Raw genomic sequence first — 14564 nt, forward strand, 5'->3', positions numbered from 1 at the left:
ATCACCCGTCGCTTCACAACACCAGGGAAGGCCGCTGCGATGCGTCGAACCAGGACCGGCTACGCGTGGATCGCGATCTGCGCCGCAATCGCGGTGTTGATCGCGCTCGTGGTGTTCACCGCCCAGAACTCTCAGCCCGTCCAAGTGAGCTTCCTGGCCTGGCACGGCCGTTTGCCCCTGGCGGTGGCCCTTCTGGCCGCTGCGGCATCGGCGGGCGCCACCGCCGCGGGGGTCGGCAGCGCACGGATCATGCAGTTGCGACGTGTGTCGCGCCGGCTGGCAGGGGTCGAGGAACCGGCTGCGGGTCAGGGCACTGGCAACGTCTGCGACACATTGGAAATCCCCATGGTTGAGACTCAAAGCGACCGCGGACTGCCCGATCAGACTCTGCCCGCTCCCGTCAGCGCCAGGTGACCACAGATCGAGCCCGGAGCCGCCTGCGCCCGAGCAGACACCCCCGATTCAGCACAGCCGCAAGCTGGCTCAGCCGCTCCACCCAGGTATCGACCGCGGCTCGGGTCCTGCTGGTCGGAGCAGGCCTGACCATGCGATCGCTGTCCGGCATCGCATGACCGTCCGCACCGGGCAATCCGAACCGCGGCCCGGCGCCGAATCAAGCGCGAACGGCATTCGGCCCAGCACCGAAGGATCGGGAGACTTCAGGATGACCACACATCCCACGATGCCCACCACCCGGCGACCCGCATCGGCCCCGGACACTGGAAGGCCGCAGGTGGCCTCCATACTGGCGCGCGTCTTCCACGACGTATCCGGTACGCCGCTGCCGGTTCGGCTACGGGCCTGGGATGACAGCGTCACCGGGCCGGCCGACGGTCCCGAGGTCGTGCTGCGTTCCCCGGCGGCGCTGCGCCGGCTGGTGTGGCATCCCAACGAGCTGGGCCTGGCTCAGGCGTACGTCACCGGCGAACTGGACGTCACCGGTGCCGTCGCCGACGGTCTGCGCCAGGTCTGGAACACGCTCGCGGGCGAGCGCGGCCAGAACGGCTCGGCCGGTCTGCACCCGCTGCGGGCCTTACGGCCTTCGAATATCGAAGCCCTCAGGCGGCTCGGAGCACTGGGCCCCCGCCCTGCGCCACCAGCCTCCCAGGCCAAGCTGCGCGGCCGCCTGCACACCAAGACTCGCGACAAGGACGCCATCGCCTTCCACTACGACCTGTCGAACGACTTCTACGCGCTGATCCTGGACGAGTCGATGGCCTACTCATGCGCCTACTGGCCCGACGACCAGCACGATCTCACCCTCGCACAGGCGCAGACCGCGAAACTGGACCTGATCTGCCGCAAACTCCAACTGCGACCCGGACAACGGTTCCTGGACATCGGCTGCGGCTGGGGCGCCCTCGTCCTGCACGCCGCCGAGCACTACGGCGTCACCGCGGTCGGCGTCACCCTGTCCGCAGCCCAGGCCGCCATCGGCCACGACCGGATCCGCGACCGCGGGCTGGCCGACCGTGTGGAGATCCAGACCCGGCACTACCGGGACTTCACCACCGCGCGGCCGTTCGACGCCGTGGCGAGCATCGAAATGGGCGAACACGTCGGCCAGGACGCCTACCCCGGATTCCTGGCCACGCTGCGGGAGCTGACCGCCGTCGGCGGGCACCTCCTGCTCCAGCAGATGTCACGCGGGCACCGGGCCCCTGGCGGCGGCGCGTTCATCGAGTCTTTCATCGCCCCCGACATGCACATGCGCCCGCTGTCGGCGACCATCGGACTGCTGGAAGGCGCCGGCTGGGAGATCCGTAGCGTGCAGGCGCTGCGCGAACAATACGTCCGCACGGTACGCGAATGGCTGGCCACCCTGGAGGCCCGCTGGCCGCAGGCCGTGGCCCTGGTCGGGGCGGAGACCGCCCGAGTCTGGCGACTCTACCCGGCCGGCGGAGCGCTCGCCTTCGAGCAGGGCCGCATGGGCGTCGACCAGGTGCTGGCGACACGGTCGGCAGGAACACACCGTTGAACTTCTCCGGCACCCGCCCAAGCCCGGATCAGGCGGCGATCGGGACCTGACCCTTCATGAACTCGCGCCGGGCCGACAAGCGCCACGCCTTGACGAACGCCGGTACCAATCCGGGCCGTCGTCGGCGACGAATACCGAATGAGGATCGTCGCCGAAAGGAACCCGCGTGGAGCAGTCCTTGCAAGACCCGCCGCAGCGCACCGCCGGCCCGGCCGCAACCGCGTCGCGCAACAGCACACCGCACGGCGGGCCGTTGCGAGCCGCAATCGCCGAGCGCCTATTCCGCTCGGCAACCTCGAAGCTGCCCCTGACCGTGCGCTATCCCGACGGCCACACCGAAGGCGGCGGACACGACCGATCCCCGCTCATGGTGCTGCACGACCCCCGCACGTTCTTCCACCGGCTGGGATCCTCCCGGCTGATCGGGTTCGGCGAGTCCTACCAAGCCGGGGAATGGGACAGCCCGGCGCTCGCCGAGCTGCTGACGGTGTTCGCCGCCGAACTACCGAACCTGATCCCCGCCCCGCTGCAGGCGGTGCGCCGCGCCTTCGAGCCGCGCCGCCCCCGCAGCGAGGCGAACTCCCTGCGCGGCGCCCGCCGCAACATCGAACGGCACTACGACCTGTCCGACGATCTGTTCGAGCTGTTCCTGGATGTGTCGATGACCTACTCCGCGGCGCTGTTCGAGCAGGACGCCGCGGGCGACCCGGTCGGCGGGTTCGAGACGCTCGCCGACGCCCAGTGCCGCAAGATCGACCGGCTGCTCGAGTGGTGCGGAGTCGGCCCGGGAACCCGGCTGCTGGAGGTCGGCGGTGGCTGGGGGAGTCTGGCGCTGCGCGCGGCGGCGCGCGGCGCCCGCGTCACGACCATCACGCTGTCGTCCAACCAGCGGGCCGCCGTTCGCGATCGCGTGGACAGCGCCGGCCTGGGTGGACTGGTCGACGTCCAGCTCACGGACTACCGGGCTGTTCAGGGCCGGTACGACGCGGTCGTCAGCGTGGAGATGATCGAGGCCGTCGGCCGCGAACACTGGCCTGACTACTTCGCGGCGCTCCGCCGACTGACGGCGTCCGGCGGCCGGATCGGGCTTCAGGCGATCACCATGCCCCACGAGCGTATGGTCGCCGCGGCCGCGAGCCAGACCTGGATCACCAAGCACATCTTCCCCGGCGGGCTCATCCCCTCACTGACCGCGATCCGGACGCACGCGCGGTCTGCCGGGTTTCGTGAACTGGACGACTTCCGGTTCGGTCAGCACTACGCCCACACGCTGCGGTTGTGGCGCAACCGGTTCGCCGAACACCTAGAGGCCGTCGCCGCACTCGGTTTCGATGGGACGTTTCAGCGCACCTGGGAGCTGTACCTGGCCTACTCCGAAGCCGGCTTCGCCGCCGGATACCTGGACGTGCACCAGATGGTGTTCGGCATCGACTGAACCACGAACCGCTACCTGCCTGGAAACGGAGGACCCGCGATGAAAGTCACGCGCACGATCACCGTAGACCGCCCCCTGCACACCGTCGTCGCCTACCTGACCGACTTCGGCAACACCGTGCACTGGGACCCGGGCACCATCAGCTGTACCCGCACCGACCGGGGCCCGATCTCCGTGGGATCCAGCTGGCGGAACGTGTCGACGTTCAACGGCCGCACCACCGAACTGGACTACCGTCTGGAGCGTCTGGAACCGGCCAGGCTCACCTTCGTCGGCCACAACGACCACGCCACCACAGTCGATGACCTGCTTTTCGCCAAGGACGGCGACGCGACCACCATCACCTACAACGCCGAGATCACATTCAAAGGCCTGCTCCGGCTCGCGACACCGCTGTTGCACGGAAGGTTCGAAAGGCTCGCCGACGAGGTCCAGACATCCCTGACAGCAGAACTCGAACTGCTGTGACCCCGGCGCTCCGCGAGACGGGCGACCCGGAATGCGCCTTTCTGGCGAGCCGGCGGAGCCGGCCCGAGCCGGTCGAGCGTGTCGGCGGCGAGGGCGTCACCATCGGGGTCCACCACCGCCATGAGCTCCAGTCCGATGAACGACGCCGACAGCGCGTAGGCCAGACCCGCCGCGTCCGCGACCTCGGCCGACACCGACCCGGCCAGAACCCGCTCCAGCACCTGCTCGATTTCGGCGGTCCACAGACGCGGCGCGTCCCGCGTCGCCGCGGCAAGGAGATCGTCCACACTCCCGAAGTGATAGAAGATCAGAGCCTGGTTCACCCCCGCCGCAGCGGCGATGTTCCGGGTGGACACCCCGGCGATCCCCTGAGCGCGCAGGGCGTCGATCGTGCCTGCCATCAGGCGGTCGCGGCCCGGCATCGAGCCCTCCAGTATCGAAAGAGTGCGTTGACGGGCACTGGGTGCGCCGCCGACGCCGGCTGCGTGAGAGCATCGTGCGGGTGACGAGCGCCAGCGACATCGAGAAGGCGGCCGCGCTGCTCCGCGGCGGAGGCCTGGTGGCCTTCCCCACCGAGACCGTCTACGGCCTGGGGGCCGACGCCGAGAACCCCGCCGCCGTCGCCCGCGTCTATCAGGCCAAGGGCCGGCCGCCCACGCACCCGCTGATCGTCCATCTCGCCGGCGCCGACGCGCTGGACGACTGGGCCGCCGGCGTACCCGAGGCGGCACGCCTCCTGGCCGAGACCTTCTGGCCCGGGCCGCTGGCTCTGGTCCTGCGGCGCGGCCCCCGAGTGTCGCTGGCGGCGACCGGCGGCCTGGAGACGGTGGCCCTCCGGGTGCCCGCCCATCCGCTCGCCCTCGACCTGCTGTCCGCCTTCGGCGGCGGTGTCGCGGCCCCGTCGGCCAACCGCTTCGGCTCGGTCAGTCCCACCACCGCCGCCCACGTCCGGACCGAGCTCGGCACCGCCGTCGGCCTCGTTCTGGACGGCGGCCCCTGCCAGGTCGGCGTCGAGTCGACGATCGTCGACGCCACCGGCGACTCGCTGAGCATCCTGCGCCCCGGCGGCGTGACCCGCGAGGACCTCGAGGCGGTGCTGGGCTCGCCGCTGGCGGTGCCCGAGACGAGCGGCGTCCGGGTCCCGGGCCAGCACCCGTCGCACTACGCGCCCCGGGCCCGCGTCGTCCTCGTCGAGCCGGAGCGGGTCGTCGCCGAAGCGGAGCTGGCGCAGGAACAGGGACACCGGGTCGGAGTCTTCGTCCCTCCCGCGTTCGACGCCGCCGAGGTCAAGGTGCACGCGGTGGTGGCGGTGCCCCAGCGAGCCGCCGACTACGCCCGCGGGTTGTACGGATACCTGCGCGAACTCGATCAGCAGGGGTGTGATCTCATCGTCGCGTCGTTGCCGCCCGAGACCGGGATGGGGCTGGCGATCGCCAACCGGCTGCGCCGCGCGGCCGGGCCCCGAGGCGGCTGACGGGACCTCGGGTGGCGCGGCCGCGACACTATCGACACTGAGTCCAATAGCGTCTGGCATCCCGCCGTGCCCCGAAAGCTCACCGCGCACGGCGCGCTCGCCTGCTTCCTCGCGACAGCCGCTGTCACCCATGCCCTGGCCCCGCGTCAGTACGACGCGATCGTGCCCGCTCCCTTCCGGGCGGCCCGCGGGTGTGGACCTCCGCCGGCGGCGTCGCCGAGCCGGCGGTGGCGGCGGCGATCGCGCATGCGAGGGGGCGCCGGACCGGCGCGCTCGGCGCGGCGGGCCTCCTCGCCGTCGTCTTCCCCGCCGACGTCAAGATGGCGCGGGACTGGCGGGACCGCCCGGCTCCGCTCCGGGTCGCGGCGTACGGGCGTCTGCCGCTGCAGGCACCGTTGATCTGGTGGGCGCTGCGCGTCGCCAGCGGGGCGAACCGTGCGGAGAGGTCGGCGCGATCACTGGTGACGGTGTCAGGGTGAGGATCTGCGCGAGCTCCCAGGGTTCACCGACGTCTGCGGCGGCCGCGCGCCCGACGAACAAAGTAGACGGGAGCGCCGACGACGGCGCCGACGATGAGGACCCATTCCGCGTAGAAGCCGGGCCCGGGATGGCTGCCGGTGACTGAGGCGGCCGCCAGGACGGTGGTGAGTGGCTGATGGAGCATCTGCTTGTTCCTTCCGTGTGTCGACGAGGCCGGTCAGATGGCGTGCATCAGCGCCATATAGCCGTCCTCGACGGTGGCGGTGACACGCTCTGCGTCCGAGGCGGGAGTGCGGGAACTGATGACCCGGTACGTGGTCCCGGCCAAGCCGGGGGTGACGGTGACGGTGGGCAGGTCCGGCGGTGGTGCGGTGGCCGGCTGGGCGACGTGCCACACCTTGCCTTCGGCGCGGGCGGCGAGGTCGCCGATGGCACCCTGGAAGGCGACGTTGCCGTGCTCGATCACCACGACGTTCGGGCAGGTCTGCACGATGTCGTCGACGATGTGGGTGGACAGCAGCACCGTGCGATCGCCGGCCAGGGTGGCGAGCAGACCGCGGAACCGCAGCCGCTCCTCGGGGTCCAGGCCCACGGTGGGCTCGTCGACGATCAGCAGCCGGGGGTCGTTCAGGACGGCCTGGGCGATGCCGACGCGGCGCTTCATGCCACCCGAGTAGGTCTTCAACTTCTTGCGGCGCGCGACGTCGCCGAGCGCGACGAGTTCGAGGACCTCCTCGACGCGGTCGCGGCGGGCGCGCCGGTCGGTGACGCCCTTGAGCAGTGCCATGTAGTCGAGGAACTGGCGGGCGGTCAGCTCCGGGTACAGGCCGAGTTCCTGGGGCAGGTAGCCGGTGGCGGCCTTGACCTCCCGGCGTTGAGCGCGGGACGTCAGATCCGTGCCGTCCACGCTGACGGTGCCCGAGGTCGGTCGCAGCACCCCGGTGAGCACCCGCATCAGGGTGGTCTTGCCGGCTCCGTTGGGGCCGAGCAGGCCGACCATGCCGGCCGGCAGGCGGAGGCTGACGTCGTCGAGGGCACGGACCTGCCCACGCTTGAAGGCGACGGTCAGGTTGTCGATGGTCACGTCGGGTGCGGTCATGACGGGCTTCTCCTGGTGAGCACGAACTGGGTGGTCGCGAGGGCGGCGAGCGCCGTGAGGAGCAGGAAGGCGATGCTGATGACGGCGTCGGCGGTGGTCGCGTTCCATCCCCGCTCGCGGGCGTCGAACATGAAGCCGTGGAACCAGGCGCCGGTGGGGTATTCGCCGATGGCTTCGAAGGGGGTGCCGGCGGGGGTGGGGATTCCGTAGTCCGGTCCGACCATGTTTCCCCAGATCCAGTAGCCGAACAGGCCCAGCCGGAACAGCGCGGCACCGGTCAGGAACGGGACGGTGAGCGAGAAGGCCGTCACGAAGACCAGCCCGGGCAGGATGACGGCGGCGAAGACCTCGACGCCGACCGGGATCACTCCGGCCCCGTGCTTGGTGGACAGGTAGCCGAGCAGGGCTGCCCAGCAGAGGGCGAACGGTGTGATGGTCGCCCCTCCGGCGCCGACGGCCTTGCCCCAAAGGCGGGGGCCGATGCCGCTGGGCGTCGCTGCCAGGAGGTCGTCCAGGTCCAGTCGGGCCTCCCGCCGGACGCGGTCGGCGAGGACGGCGCCGACGCCGATCGGGCCCAGCTCCATGAAGTCGCCCGCCCAGTCCGAGACCAGCGTGGCGTGATCCGTGATGCTGCCGATGTTCACCGGCAGGGGTGCGGAGCAGCGCAGGGCGATCAGCGCGACGACGACCAGCCAGACGGCTGGGCGGCGCACCTGCATCAGGTACTCGTAGCGGGCGGTCGAGACGGTCTTCGGCCACCAGCCCTGATCCGTTGTCCGCGGGGTGGTTCGCTGAAGGATGGCGGTCATGCGGCATCGCTCCCCAGAAGCCGGTCCGGACGCCCCAGCAGCAGGCCGGCGGCGACAGCGGCGGCGACGCCGATCGCGGGCAGGGCGATCCGGTTGACGGTCCAGTCGTGCGCCGGGACCCGGTCGGCGACGCCCAGGAACAGGTACTGCGCCCGCAGCACCGCATGCGGCCGGATGTCGCGCGCCATCAGCAGTTGGGCGGTCCACACGCCGCCGATCAGGCCGCTCGCGGCAGCCGAACTGCGCAGGGCGACCGCGATGAGCACCGCCAGTGCGACCAGCCAGACCATCGGCGGGGCCCACACCAGGACGTAACCGCCGGTGCCCTGCCCCGCGGGCCACGCTTTCAGAGCGTGGAACGCGACCGCGTCCAGCAGCGTGACCAGCGCGGTCGCGGCCACCACCAGGCCGACGCGCAGGAACAGTACCCTGCGGTAGGCCGTCGCGGTCATGACCAGTTCGGCGCCGGGGTCACGTCCCACGATCGATGCGGCCGCGACGGCGGCGCCGAGCGGGGCGAGGCCGGCCAGGACCGCGCCCGCGGCCCGGTCGAGGTCGGCCGCGCCGGCGCCGGCGGCGTGCAGGGTGGTCACCAGGACCGCACCGGCCAGCGGCGCCACCAGGGCGGTCGCCGGTGCGGCGATGCCGACGACCCGCAGCTCCAGACGGAGGCGGGCCCAGGTGGAGTGGTTCACGTCCACCTGCCGGTTCGTGCGCGTCCCGGGTCGTCGCCGGGTGATCGGCCGGGTCCGCCTCTGGGTGGTCCGTTGAGTGATCCAAGGTCCTGGTGCATGCCGTCAAGCCTGCTCACCCCGGCCGGGGTCGGTACCGGCCGAAAGTACCGATCAGGCGGAACGGAGCAGTACTTTCGGCCGGTGGGAACGGTCCGGCCGGTTCCGTAATCTGATCACTGTGAGTCTGATGGAACGGCTGGCCGCACTCGCTGCTCGACGAATGAACGTTCTGCTCGGGCTGGCCTTCGCGTCGGTGCTGGCGACGACGGCCTGCTGGCGTTCCGCTCAGGGCGGCCGGAGCTGGTGGCCCGACTGCGGCATCGGTGCGGTGGTGTGCGTCGTGGTGTTGTTCCGGGAACGCGACCGGCTGGTCGCCGCGGCCGTCGGCCTGTCCGTCGCGGCCGGCGCGGTCCTCGCCGCCGGCATGGGGTATCCGACCGGTCAGCCGGGGGCTGCCGCGTCCCTGGCCCTGAGCGTCCTGGCCGGCTCCGCGGTCCGGGTCCTGCCCTTCGGGCGGGCCGCCGCGGTCGGCGCGGCCGGGCTCGTGGTCACGGCACTCGGCCGGGTCGTGACCGCCGACCCGTTCCACCCCGGTGTCCAGGCCTGGTCGGCCGGCATCGGAGTCGGGCTGGTCCTGCGACTCCTGGACCATCGCCACCGGGCCGCCGTCGAGGCGGTACGGCGAGACGAACGTCTGGCCCTGGCCCGGGAGCTGCACGATGTCGTCGCCCACCACGTCTCCGGCATCGTGATGCACACCCATGCCGCCCAGATCATGCTCCGCAAGCAGCCCGACCTCCTCGGCCCCGCCCTGGCGGACATCGAGCGGTCCGGCGGCGACGCGATGGACGCGATGCGCCGGGTGGTCGCCCTGCTCCGCGACACGGACGACGGCGCCGCCGTCACGGCGGGACCGGAACAACTCATCGACCTGGTCCGCCGCTTCGAGGAGCACGGCACGGCCGTCGACCTCCGGCTGCCCGTCAGGGCGCCGGAGTGGCCGCCCGTCGTCACCGCCACCGTGTACCGGATCGTCCAGGAATCCCTGACCAACATCGCCCGCCACGCCCGCGGTGCCCGGGCGGCCGCCGTCACCGTCTCCCAGGACAGCGCGAACATCACCGTCGAGGTCGACAACGATGCTCCCCCGTACTCCCTGATCCGCGCCTCCCCGCGCGGCGGCTACGGCCTGATCGGCATGCGCGAGCGCACCGAGGCCCTGGGCGGTGCGCTCGACGCCGGCCCGAAGCCCGGCACCGGCTGGTCGGTCCGGGCCACCCTGCCCCTGCCGGCCGGAGACCGCCGATGAGCATCAGGGTGCTGGTCGCCGACGACCAGGCCATGATCCGTACCAGCCTGCGCCTCATCCTGGAGGACGAGCCCGATATCACCGTCGTCGCCGAGGCGGGCGACGGCGCCGAGGCCGTCGCCCTGGCCCGCCGGCTACGACCCGATGTCTGCCTCGTCGACATCCGCATGCCCCGCCTCGACGGCATCGACGTCACCCGCGCCCTCGCCGGCCCGGGCGTCGCCGACCCGCTGCGGGTCGTCATCGTCACCACCTTCGGACTCGACGAGTACGTCGACGGCGCCCTCCAGGCCGGAGCTCTCGGATTCGTCCTCAAAGACGGCGATCCCACTCTGTTCACCGCCGCGGTACGGGCCGCCTTCGTCGGGGACGCCCTGATCTCCCCCTCTGTCACCCGACGCCTGCTCCGCGCCCTCGCCCCCGCGAAGCCCTCCCTCCAGCCCAGCTCCCCGCTCACCGACCGGGAGACCGACGTCATCCGCGCCGTCGCCCGGGGCCGCACCAACCAGGAGATCGCCGCCGCCCTCTTCATCTCCGTCAGCACCGTGAAGGGCCACCTCACCGCGATCCAGAACAAACTCGGGGCCCGCAACCGCAGCGAGATCACCGCCTGGGCCTGGGAATCCCGCCTCGTGCAGGGCAGCACAGACCAACCGAACAGCAACCGATAGCGGTGACATCAGCTCCCTGTGCCGGTAGCGCGTCCGGGATCCCCGGACGGCCGTCCAGAGAGTTCTCGCTGAGGGAGTCACGGGGGTCGATCTCGGCTTGTCGTGGGCGGTGTCGGGCACCGGGTCCGTGGTGTCCGGAGCCGGGCATGCCGTGCTGGGCCGACTTAGCGGGCGGCGCAGTGGCGCCGGGCTGAGCGAGCAGGCGCTGCCCCCGACACCGGCCTGGCCGATGCCGCCGACGCCCGGTTGGGGGTGATCGAAGACGCGGCACGGTCACGCCTGCTGTCCATGCTGTCGGCGGCGGTAGGCGGCGGAACGGTCCTTGCTACCGCAAGCGTCGCTGGAACACCAGCGGCGGCGCCCCGGACGGCTGGTGTCGACGAACAGCAGCGCGCATTCAGGGCTCGCACATTCGCGAATGCGATCGGCGTACTCGCCGGCGAACAGGTCGATGGCGTCGCGGGCCACAGTGCTCAGCGCGGCTGCTTGGGCATCGGTTTCCGGGGCTCGGAGTCGGCGTGTCCCTCGGCGGAAGGACGGAATCAGCGGCGGCTCTGCGGCGGCGGCGTTGATGAGCGCTTCGTCGGCGTCGACTGGTCGGCGTCCGGCGATCAGGGCCTTGGCGCCGCAGTGGATCGCCTCGCGGAGCGTGCGGGCGGCGTCGAGCCCGCTCTGCGTCACGGCGATCGTCTCGTCGAGCAGGCCGGCCTCGCGGTACCAGCGAGCCACGTCCTCGGGGGCGCGCAGGCGTTCGTAGTTGCCGCGCCAGCGTTCGCCGACCGTGGCGACGAACGCCAGGCACAGCCGCCCGGAGCGGAAATTGAACACCAGCTCGTCGGGGGGCACGTCCTGGGTCGGTGTTGCGTCCGGCTTCACGTCACGAGTATAACTCGTGACGTGAGCGAGATTCTGAACGAACCCGCATCCGACAACCGTTCCGTCATCGAGGAGTTCCTGCGCTCTCGGGGTTCCGCGGACATGGCACATCCCGGTACCGAGGACCTGCGCGCCTTCCTGGACGTCACCGCAGCCAACGAGCTCGACGTGTTCGAGCACGACGAGGACCTGGCGACGCGTTCCGGCCCCGGGCTGTACCGGCTGCTGGAACCCGTGCACGCGCTGCTGTCCACAGCCGGGTGGGAGGCGGTGCGGCGCGAGCTGGGCGCCCGCACCGCCGGTTCGTGAAGTCGGCCAAGCCGCCGATACCCGCCTCGATCATTCCGGTGGCCCTGGTCACCCAGGTCGCCGTGTCCATGGTCCAGCAGGGACTGCCGAGTATCAGCATCCCGCTTCAGCGTGATCTGCACGTGGGCCTGGCCGGTCTCGGCCTCGTGCTGGGAGCGGCGAACGCGGCGACGGCGGCGAGCGTCTATGCGTGGGGCCGGTGGTCCGATCGGGTCGGGGACCGGCGGGTCCTGCTGGCCGGGCTGTCGGTCGCGGTTCCAGGGCTGGTCGCCGCAGGTGGCGCTGCCTCCTCCGAGTACCGTGCCTGGACGATCGCGGGGCTGTCGGTCGCCGGCGTCGGAGTCGGTGCCGGCACCGCGGCTTTGGCGCGAGCGCTGGCCGACAGGGTCCCGGGACGGCGTTTAGGCCTGGTACTGGGGCTGCGCCAGGCCGCTGTTCCGGTCGGCGGCCTGGTGGCGGCAGCGCTGCTGCCCGCGGCGGTGGGCATGGCCGGGGTCGGCGCGGCGTTCGACGTGCTGGGTCTGGCATGCATCGTCGCCGGCCTGGGCGTGGCCTTCGGGCTGCCCGCGACGCCTCGGCCCGTTCCACCATCGGACGCGGCGGCGATCGCCGAAGCACCCGCCATACCGGCGGGACGACTGGCCGGACTCCCGACGTTGCTGGCCGCCAACGCCTGCTACTGCGTGGCCCAGACAGGCGCCGTCGCGCTGTCGGTCGCCGCCTGGCACACCGCGATCGGCATCGGCGTCACACCGGCAGTGATCATGTTCGTCGCGGTCCAGTCGTTCAGCGGCGTCCTACGCATCGGACTGGGCCGGTTCGGTGACCGGCGACCGGATCAGGAGCCTGCAGTCCTGATCGTTCTCGGCGCCTGCACCGCGACGCTGCTGACGATGCTCGCGCTCGCCCACATCGCCCGGGTCCCGGCCGCACTCCAAGCCGGGCTGCTGATGGCGGCATGCCTGCCCGCAGGCGGCTGGAACGGGCTGGCGTTCGCCGTCAGCACCCGGCTGGCGGTACGAAGCGGCAACAGACACCGCCTCGGACGCATCCACGGCCTGCAGAACACCGTGCTGTTCACGGCCGTGGGACTGACTCCGCCAGCTCTGACAGCCGTCACGGCATCGGCCGGCTGGACGGCCTGCTGGGCGCTGCTCGCAGCAGGCGCCGCCGCAGGCGCCCTCATTCATGCTCTGTCATCTGCTTCATTCGCTCGGCCCGTTCCACCATCCACCGCACGACAGGAGCCACTCGCATGCGCATCGCCCGCGCCGACCACTTCGTCCTGACCGTCCGCGACATCGACGCCACCGTCGAGTGGTACCGCACGGTCCTGGGAATGCAGCCGATCGTCTTCGGAGACGGCAGGCATGCCCTCGCCTTCGGCACGCAGAAGTTCAACCTCCACCAGGCCGGACGCGAACTGGAGCCCAAGGCCGCTACGCCGACCCCGGGCTCGGCCGATCTGTGCCTGATCAGCGCGGTCCCGCTCGACACTGTCCAGGCGCACCTGCACACGCTCGGCGTACCGGTCGAACTCGGTCCGGTCGCCCGCACCGGCGCGACCGGACCGATCACCAGCGTCTACCTGCGCGACCCCGACCAGAACCTGATCGAGATCAGCGCGTACGACGCCGGACGGCCCCAGGCACCGGACCCCTACGACCTGCTCCCGCCGGTCCCCGCCATCAGCCTGACCAGCGGAGACATCACCGACGGCATGGCCCTGGACGAGCGCCACATCCACGACGGGCTCGGCGGAGGCAACCAGTCCCCAGCGCTGTCGTGGGCCGGTGCGCCAGACGCCACCCGCGGATATGCAGTCACCTGCTACGACCCGGACGCCCCCACCGGAAGCGGCTTCTGGCACTGGATGCTCCTAGGCCTGCCCGCCGACTGCACCGGTCTGCCCGCCGACGCCGGGAGCGGAGACACCACGCACCTGCCGAATGGGGCTTTCCACCTGCGCAACGATTTCGGCCAGGCCGCCTACGGCGGCGCCTACCCGCCGGCCGGAGACCCGGAGCACCGCTACCTGTTCGCCGTCCACGCCCTGGACACCGAGGACCTCGGCCTGCTGTCCGAATCCCCGGCCGGCTACGCCCGCTTCGTCCTCACCGCACACACCATCGCCCGCGGCGTGCTGCGGCCCACTTTCCGGCGCGACTGATGGCCCGCATCGACTACGACCCGGCAACGGCCGCGAGTTTCAAGGAAGTCCGCGAGATCCCGCGCGACGGATTGACCGCCTGGAAGGACGCGATCGCTCAGCATCTGGACCCCGTCAACGGCATGACCGTCGTGGATGTCGGCGCTGGAACCGGGGCTTTCGCGGCGGCCCTGTGCGACTGGTTCCCGGTCAAAGTGATCGCTGTCGAACCGGCCGCCGCCATGCGTACCCTGATACCCCGCCGCCCCGACATCGAGATCCTCGACGGGCACGCCGCCGCCATCCCCGTCCCGCAGGCCAGCGCCGATGCGGCGTGGTTGTCCACCGTCACCCACCACATTCCCGACTTGCGAGCCGCGGCACGTGAGATCCGCCGCGTGCTCCGTCCCGACGCACCGGTCCTCATCCGCAACGCCTTCGCCGGACGCCATGAACGGCTCCGCATCGCTCGCTGGTTCCCCGAGGTGACCCGCCTGCTCGACACCTATCCGACAGTCGAGCAGACCTGCCAGGCATTCGCAGCAGCCGGATTCGCCCCGACATCCTTGGAACCGGTGCCGCAGACCGACATCACGAGCCTGACCGAGCTCCTCGATCGACTGGACACCCTACGTGGCGCCGACACTCTGATGCGCAGCTTGACCGACGCCGAGTACCAGCGCGGCAAACACCGGCTCCGCGAAGCCGCAGCCAGTGAGACACCCGGCGACGTCGATCTCACATCGGCCCTGGACCTGCTCGTCCTGCGCTGA

The 14564-nt window shown here is 71.3% G+C and carries 17 protein-coding genes and 1 pseudogene; 12 read left to right on the top strand and 6 right to left on the bottom strand.

Annotation, left to right across the window (positions count from 1 at the left end; translation table 11 throughout):
• Nucleotides 1-39 precede the first annotated feature (39 nt).
• The 4 genes from ABD466_RS12270 to ABD466_RS12285 all read left to right on the top strand — a co-directional run bounded on the left by ABD466_RS12270 (nucleotide 40) and on the right by ABD466_RS12285 (nucleotide 3881).
• On the top strand, nucleotides 40-414 hold the full coding sequence (locus tag ABD466_RS12270; RefSeq protein ID WP_344657109.1) for a lipopolysaccharide assembly protein LapA domain-containing protein: 375 nt from the start codon (nucleotides 40-42) through the stop codon (nucleotides 412-414).
• A gap of 319 nt (nucleotides 415-733) precedes the next feature.
• Nucleotides 734-1978: a class I SAM-dependent methyltransferase gene (locus tag ABD466_RS12275; protein WP_344657110.1), complete on the top strand. Its 1245-nt coding sequence runs from the start codon at nucleotides 734-736 to the stop codon at nucleotides 1976-1978.
• 166 nt (nucleotides 1979-2144) lie between these two features.
• Complete coding sequence (locus ABD466_RS12280) at nucleotides 2145-3413, top strand: class I SAM-dependent methyltransferase (protein WP_344657111.1); 1269 nt, start codon at nucleotides 2145-2147, stop codon at nucleotides 3411-3413.
• A gap of 39 nt (nucleotides 3414-3452) precedes the next feature.
• Nucleotides 3453-3881 carry an SRPBCC family protein gene (locus ABD466_RS12285; RefSeq protein ID WP_425558633.1) on the top strand — a complete coding sequence of 143 codons (429 nt, stop codon included), beginning with the start codon at nucleotides 3453-3455 and terminating at the stop codon, nucleotides 3879-3881.
• A gap of 65 nt (nucleotides 3882-3946) precedes the next feature.
• On the opposite strand, the pseudogene ABD466_RS12290 reads toward ABD466_RS12285, so the two are convergent.
• Nucleotides 3947-4303: pseudogene (locus ABD466_RS12290) on the bottom strand (TetR family transcriptional regulator); the annotation flags it as partial.
• Nucleotides 4304-4383: 80 nt separating this feature from the next.
• On the opposite strand from ABD466_RS12290, the gene ABD466_RS12295 reads away from it, so the two are divergent.
• Together ABD466_RS12295 and ABD466_RS12300 are read left to right on the top strand one after the other, a co-directional pair.
• Entirely contained in the window at nucleotides 4384-5355 is a 972-nt protein-coding gene (locus ABD466_RS12295; protein ID WP_425558634.1) for an L-threonylcarbamoyladenylate synthase, read from the top strand.
• Nucleotides 5356-5546: 191 nt separating this feature from the next.
• On the top strand, nucleotides 5547-5834 hold the full coding sequence (locus tag ABD466_RS12300; protein WP_344657113.1) for a DoxX family protein: 288 nt from the start codon (nucleotides 5547-5549) through the stop codon (nucleotides 5832-5834).
• Between the two features lie 23 nt (nucleotides 5835-5857).
• On the opposite strand, the gene ABD466_RS12305 is transcribed toward ABD466_RS12300, so the two are convergent.
• From ABD466_RS12305 to ABD466_RS12320, 4 genes are read right to left on the bottom strand one after another with little or no spacing between them, the layout of a single operon-like run.
• Nucleotides 5858-6019 (bottom strand): hypothetical protein, encoded by a 162-nt coding sequence (locus ABD466_RS12305; protein WP_344657114.1) that lies wholly within the window; start codon nucleotides 6017-6019, stop codon nucleotides 5858-5860.
• 33 nt (nucleotides 6020-6052) lie between these two features.
• Complete coding sequence (locus ABD466_RS12310; protein WP_344657115.1) at nucleotides 6053-6934, bottom strand: ABC transporter ATP-binding protein; 882 nt, start codon at nucleotides 6932-6934, stop codon at nucleotides 6053-6055.
• Nucleotides 6931-7743 (bottom strand): hypothetical protein, encoded by an 813-nt coding sequence (locus ABD466_RS12315; RefSeq protein ID WP_344657116.1) that lies wholly within the window; start codon nucleotides 7741-7743, stop codon nucleotides 6931-6933. Before ABD466_RS12315 ends, ABD466_RS12310 begins: the two co-directional genes overlap by 4 nt.
• The gene (locus ABD466_RS12320) at nucleotides 7740-8438 is read right to left on the bottom strand and encodes a hypothetical protein (protein WP_344657117.1); all 699 of its coding nucleotides are present in this window, start codon (nucleotides 8436-8438) and stop codon (nucleotides 7740-7742) included. The genes ABD466_RS12315 and ABD466_RS12320 overlap by 4 nt, the downstream gene beginning before the upstream one ends.
• Nucleotides 8439-8697: 259 nt before the next feature.
• Here ABD466_RS12320 and ABD466_RS12325 point away from each other — a divergent pair, with 259 nt between their 5' ends.
• Together ABD466_RS12325 and ABD466_RS12330 are read left to right on the top strand one after the other, a co-directional pair.
• Nucleotides 8698-9786, top strand: coding sequence for a sensor histidine kinase (locus ABD466_RS12325; RefSeq protein ID WP_344657118.1), 1089 nt, complete (start codon nucleotides 8698-8700; stop codon nucleotides 9784-9786).
• Nucleotides 9783-10457: a response regulator gene (locus tag ABD466_RS12330; RefSeq protein WP_344657119.1), complete on the top strand. Its 675-nt coding sequence runs from the start codon at nucleotides 9783-9785 to the stop codon at nucleotides 10455-10457. Before ABD466_RS12325 ends, ABD466_RS12330 begins: the two co-directional genes overlap by 4 nt.
• Before the next feature lie 273 nt (nucleotides 10458-10730).
• Here ABD466_RS12330 and ABD466_RS12335 read toward each other — a convergent pair whose 3' ends face one another.
• On the bottom strand, nucleotides 10731-11333 hold the full coding sequence (locus ABD466_RS12335) for a CGNR zinc finger domain-containing protein (protein ID WP_344657120.1): 603 nt from the start codon (nucleotides 11331-11333) through the stop codon (nucleotides 10731-10733).
• Between the two features lie 21 nt (nucleotides 11334-11354).
• On the opposite strand from ABD466_RS12335, the gene ABD466_RS12340 reads away from it, so the two are divergent.
• The 4 genes from ABD466_RS12340 to ABD466_RS12355 are packed head-to-tail and all read left to right on the top strand — an operon-like array spanning nucleotide 11355 to nucleotide 14564.
• Nucleotides 11355-11642, top strand: coding sequence for a hypothetical protein (locus tag ABD466_RS12340; protein WP_344657121.1), 288 nt, complete (start codon nucleotides 11355-11357; stop codon nucleotides 11640-11642).
• On the top strand, nucleotides 11639-12931 hold the full coding sequence (locus tag ABD466_RS12345; RefSeq protein WP_344657122.1) for an MFS transporter: 1293 nt from the start codon (nucleotides 11639-11641) through the stop codon (nucleotides 12929-12931). Before ABD466_RS12340 ends, ABD466_RS12345 begins: the two co-directional genes overlap by 4 nt.
• Nucleotides 12898-13812 carry a YbhB/YbcL family Raf kinase inhibitor-like protein gene (locus tag ABD466_RS12350; RefSeq protein WP_344657123.1) on the top strand — a complete coding sequence of 305 codons (915 nt, stop codon included), beginning with the start codon at nucleotides 12898-12900 and terminating at the stop codon, nucleotides 13810-13812. The genes ABD466_RS12345 and ABD466_RS12350 overlap by 34 nt, the downstream gene beginning before the upstream one ends.
• Nucleotides 13812-14564 (top strand): class I SAM-dependent methyltransferase, encoded by a 753-nt coding sequence (locus ABD466_RS12355; protein ID WP_344657124.1) that lies wholly within the window; start codon nucleotides 13812-13814, stop codon nucleotides 14562-14564. The genes ABD466_RS12350 and ABD466_RS12355 overlap by 1 nt, the downstream gene beginning before the upstream one ends.

Source organism: Catenulispora subtropica, assembly GCF_039531675.1.
Classification (GTDB): domain Bacteria; phylum Actinomycetota; class Actinomycetes; order Streptomycetales; family Catenulisporaceae; genus Catenulispora; species Catenulispora subtropica.

Excerpts from the sequence above, each read along its gene's own strand:
- ABD466_RS12315 (WP_344657116.1), bottom strand. The coding sequence starts at position 7,743 with ATGACCGCCATCCTTCAGCGAACCACCCCGCGGACAACGGATCAGGGC.
- ABD466_RS12305 (WP_344657114.1), bottom strand. The coding sequence starts at position 6,019 with ATGCTCCATCAGCCACTCACCACCGTCCTGGCGGCCGCCTCAGTCACC.
- ABD466_RS12355 (WP_344657124.1), top strand. The coding sequence starts at position 13,812 with ATGGCCCGCATCGACTACGACCCGGCAACGGCCGCGAGTTTCAAGGAA.
- ABD466_RS12325 (WP_344657118.1), top strand. The coding sequence starts at position 8,698 with ATGAACGTTCTGCTCGGGCTGGCCTTCGCGTCGGTGCTGGCGACGACG.
- ABD466_RS12310 (WP_344657115.1), bottom strand. The coding sequence starts at position 6,934 with ATGACCGCACCCGACGTGACCATCGACAACCTGACCGTCGCCTTCAAG.
- ABD466_RS12285 (WP_425558633.1), top strand. The coding sequence starts at position 3,453 with ATGAAAGTCACGCGCACGATCACCGTAGACCGCCCCCTGCACACCGTC.
- ABD466_RS12330 (WP_344657119.1), top strand. The coding sequence starts at position 9,783 with ATGAGCATCAGGGTGCTGGTCGCCGACGACCAGGCCATGATCCGTACC.
- ABD466_RS12270 (WP_344657109.1), top strand. The coding sequence starts at position 40 with ATGCGTCGAACCAGGACCGGCTACGCGTGGATCGCGATCTGCGCCGCA.
- ABD466_RS12350 (WP_344657123.1), top strand. The coding sequence starts at position 12,898 with ATGCGCATCGCCCGCGCCGACCACTTCGTCCTGACCGTCCGCGACATC.